The organism is Calothrix sp. CCY 0018, assembly GCF_963920925.1.
Lineage (GTDB): Bacteria > Cyanobacteriota > Cyanobacteriia > Cyanobacteriales > Nostocaceae > Rivularia.
Genome location: NZ_CAWUDI010000100.1, coordinates 1 through 3,401 on the forward strand (window position 1 = coordinate 1; position 3,401 = coordinate 3,401).

At 38.7% G+C, this 3,401-nt stretch carries 4 protein-coding genes; 2 read left to right on the forward strand and 2 right to left on the reverse strand.

Translation table 11 applies throughout. The features are described from left to right. Together ACM03V_RS34225 and ACM03V_RS34230 are read right to left on the reverse strand one after the other, a co-directional pair. A partial coding sequence (locus ACM03V_RS34225; RefSeq protein ID WP_414625269.1) for an SRPBCC family protein occupies positions 1 to 390 on the reverse strand: 390 nt, incomplete at its 3' end. After that, positions 390 to 710 carry an ArsR/SmtB family transcription factor gene (locus tag ACM03V_RS34230; protein WP_414625270.1) on the reverse strand — a complete coding sequence of 107 codons (321 nt, stop codon included), beginning with the start codon at positions 708 to 710 and terminating at the stop codon, positions 390 to 392. The genes ACM03V_RS34225 and ACM03V_RS34230, both read right to left, overlap by 1 nt. Before the next feature lie 359 nt (positions 711 to 1,069). On the opposite strand from ACM03V_RS34230, the gene ACM03V_RS34235 reads away from it, so the two are divergent. After that, complete coding sequence (locus tag ACM03V_RS34235; RefSeq protein WP_414625271.1) at positions 1,070 to 2,716, forward strand: alpha/beta hydrolase; 1,647 nt, start codon at positions 1,070 to 1,072, stop codon at positions 2,714 to 2,716. Between the two features lie 422 nt (positions 2,717 to 3,138). Continuing rightward, positions 3,139 to 3,294 (forward strand): hypothetical protein, encoded by a 156-nt coding sequence (locus tag ACM03V_RS34240; protein ID WP_414625272.1) that lies wholly within the window; start codon positions 3,139 to 3,141, stop codon positions 3,292 to 3,294. Positions 3,295 to 3,401 lie beyond the last annotated feature (107 nt).

Here is a 3,401-nt window from a genome sequence, read left to right on the forward strand (position 1 = left end):
ACTATGGGATGGTTTTACGTATACAGATTGAGAATAAACTGGTTTTCTCGTACCAGTAAAAGCAGTTTCTCTAATTCGATGTTGTAAACGTAACCGAGTACCACCTTCAACAGCTTTTAAAGTCCAAATAACTATAGATGGCTGACTCATCATGCAATCTTGCCAGGTGTAAACAAGCCGATTTGGTTGATTAATTTCGATTACTTCACACCTTATATTCGTATCTATCCCCGGCAAAGATTGACTGTAAAAACAAAATTTACACCCAACTCGTGGCTCGAAGTCGTTTTCCATCAACCATGCAGCCAAAGCGCGACTGTTAGTTATTACTTGCCAAACTTTTTCTGGTGGATGCGGATAAAATACCTCTTTATTTAATGTCGCTAACATCAATCTTCCTCCAAATAATCGCCCAGAGCATCAAGTTTGTTTTGCCAAAATTCGTCATAATTAGCAATCCAAGCTGACACCTGTTTCAATGGTTCAGGCTTCAACTTATACAAACGCTGACGACCTGATTTACGCATTTCTACTAAGTCAGCTTCACACAATATTTGCAGATGTTGAGAAATAGCCGGTAAACTGATCGCAAAAGGTTCTGCTAGCTGCTTTACAGGCTGCTCTCCCCTTAGCAATAAATCCAATATTGCCCTTCGGGTTGGATCTGCGATTGCTTGAAAAACATCTGCACTGGCGGATTGTCGGCTCATATTAATTGACAGAGGAAGCAGGGAGTAGGGAGTAGGGAACAGAAAGTTGATAAAATTTCCTTAATAAGTAAATACGTAAATCTACTCAAAATATATTTAAGCAATTACTTAATTATTATAATTAAGCATTTGGTTAAATGTCAATGTTTACAGATATTAATTTTTTCCTGAATCCTAGTATGTAGAGGTGGAACATGATTTATTGATTATTGTCAATTAATATTCTTGGGATGCAGGGTTTCTATATTGTTGTCATGGATTGAATTAATAAGCTAAAACTAAAATCTCACGATTATATTATTTAACTATTTCGCCAGTACTTTTACGTAAAAAAAATATTAATAAAGGTACAAAGATAAATGAAATATAGTGGGAGAAGTTTAAAGATATTTGTAAGTTTATTTTGTACATTAATGATTGGACAGTTGGCAGATAAACCATTACAGGCAGCGGAAACCGTAGTAGTGCGTTACGGTTCTTTCGCCGAATCTATTTCGATTACTGAATTAGAAAACGTAGCGAAAACCGGCGAATTTCCCGATAGTTTCAAATCTTATACCAATAAATTAACCGAACAACAGCGCAGTTTAATTGTGGGAGCATTAAGAGCAAAAATTCCGATTAATGTTGCGACTATGAGTAATTTACTTAGTACTCAAATTGGCTCGACAATTTTGTCAGATTTAGCCACTGTGATACACCGAGAAGACGATGCCGGAGCGATCGCCCTCCGAGAAAGTCTGATAAATGGTGCTAGGGAACCCAACGGTTTTTCTGTGCTTTCTTCTATTGCTGCTTATCCGAGCAAACGTTTAGAAATTAATTTATCTCAAGCATTTAAAGTATTCAAAAGTTTAAATACAGCATTTTGGCAAACTCAGCAATTTATGAGCGCGATCGCACCTCAACTTGCGAGTAGAGATCCCGAAGTTACATTACCAATGGATGCGACACAACCGGGAAACGGTGAGGTGGAAGAATTTACATTAAATTTGAACGATGAGAAACGAGATAGAACTGTTCCCGTTGATATATATTGGTCGGATATTGCGAGTATTGAAAAGCCAGTTATCGTATTTAGTCACGGTATGGGTTCGGTGCTACATGAATTACGCTACATAGCACAACACCTGGCATCTTATGGTTTTGTAGTTGCTGCTGTGGAACATCCCGGTAGTAATCAAGCAAATACCGACAACGCAATTGCGGGTAAAACCAGACTTTTAAAACCGCAAGAATTTTTAGAACGTCCCCAGGATATCAGCTTTGTAATAGATGAGTTAGAAAAGCTCAATATTACAGTAGATAATCCTCTACAAGGAAAACTTGCGATCGATAAAGTCATGGTGGTGGGGTATTCCTTCGGTGGTGGAACAGCTTTATCCATCGCTGGAGCGCGTTTGCAACCAGAAAGTCTCAGAAAACGCTGTACGGAGAACTTAGCAATTTTAAGCTTTGGGCAAGGTTTACAATGCGTAGCGCAGGAATTACCAGAAAATAGCTATCAACTGCGCGACGAAAGAGTAAAAAGTATAGTTGCTTTAAATCCCACAAGTTCTTTAATGTTTGGTGAAACAGGATTAGAATCCGTAGCGGTTCCCACCTTAATTTTAGCGAGTTCTGCCGATAAAACCAACCCCGCTTTAACCGAACAAATAATTGGTTTCGGCAAGATTCCCTCACCGAAATGGCTGGTTGGTATAGTTGGAGCAACGCATTTGAGCGTAAAAGATCCCAGCGCTACCGTCAGCCAGAAAGGAAAACCCAATACTCCTTTAACAGGTGGTGAAGTAATCGGGGAAAAAGCTGCCGATATTCGTAAATTCGTCAAAGCAATTGTTTTAGCCTTTGCTGCTCAAATGACTCCAGAAGCCGATAAATATAAAGTGTTTCTTACAGCAGATTACGCTCAAATTGCTTCCACCGAAGAATTCCCATTTCGTCTGGTAACAGAAATTCCCCCCGATGCTGCCAAAGCGATCGAGACAGTTATCAGTGAGCAGTAGGGAGTAAGGAGTAGTTAGGAGTTAGGAGTTACCAGTTTTTTCTTTGTCTCCTTGTCTCCTTGTTCCCCCATCTCCCCATCTCCCCATCCCCCTCTCCCTTCCGTAATATACTTAGAGTTCATCTAATATACACACAAAACTTCCGTGTCAAGGCTGATTGACATTTTGTAATGATTTCATTAAGATTGTTTACATAAGTTCACAAAAGTTTGGTTTGTACAGCTTTGATGTGAATAAATAAGATTTGAAATTTTCAACATCTTTTCTTTAACAACGGTAGACATTTGGTTTCTTCAAATAACCTCGGCTTGGGAACCGAGGTTTTTTTGTCTGCGTTATTTGAATCCTTAATAATCAGTAAAAACGCTTTAATTGCTTCCACAACAATATAAAATTGGCAAGCAGCAAAAAATTATTATCAAATGACTAGGTTTCTATACGATCAATTTGCGAAGGATTATCTTGAAGAATTATTACAGCCTTTAGGGAAAATTATTCAAGTAAAGCAGTACCAGCAGAGATTCGGGAAATCGACGTTTACTTTGCACCGTCACCTCAACCCACCGCAGATGCAATAGAATTGGGATTATTAGGGAAAATAGCTGATACAGCAGCACTTATAGAGCCATTTCGAGGTGCGGTGAAAATCTCAGAAATCCGCAGTTGTATGAACAAGTTATTCTAT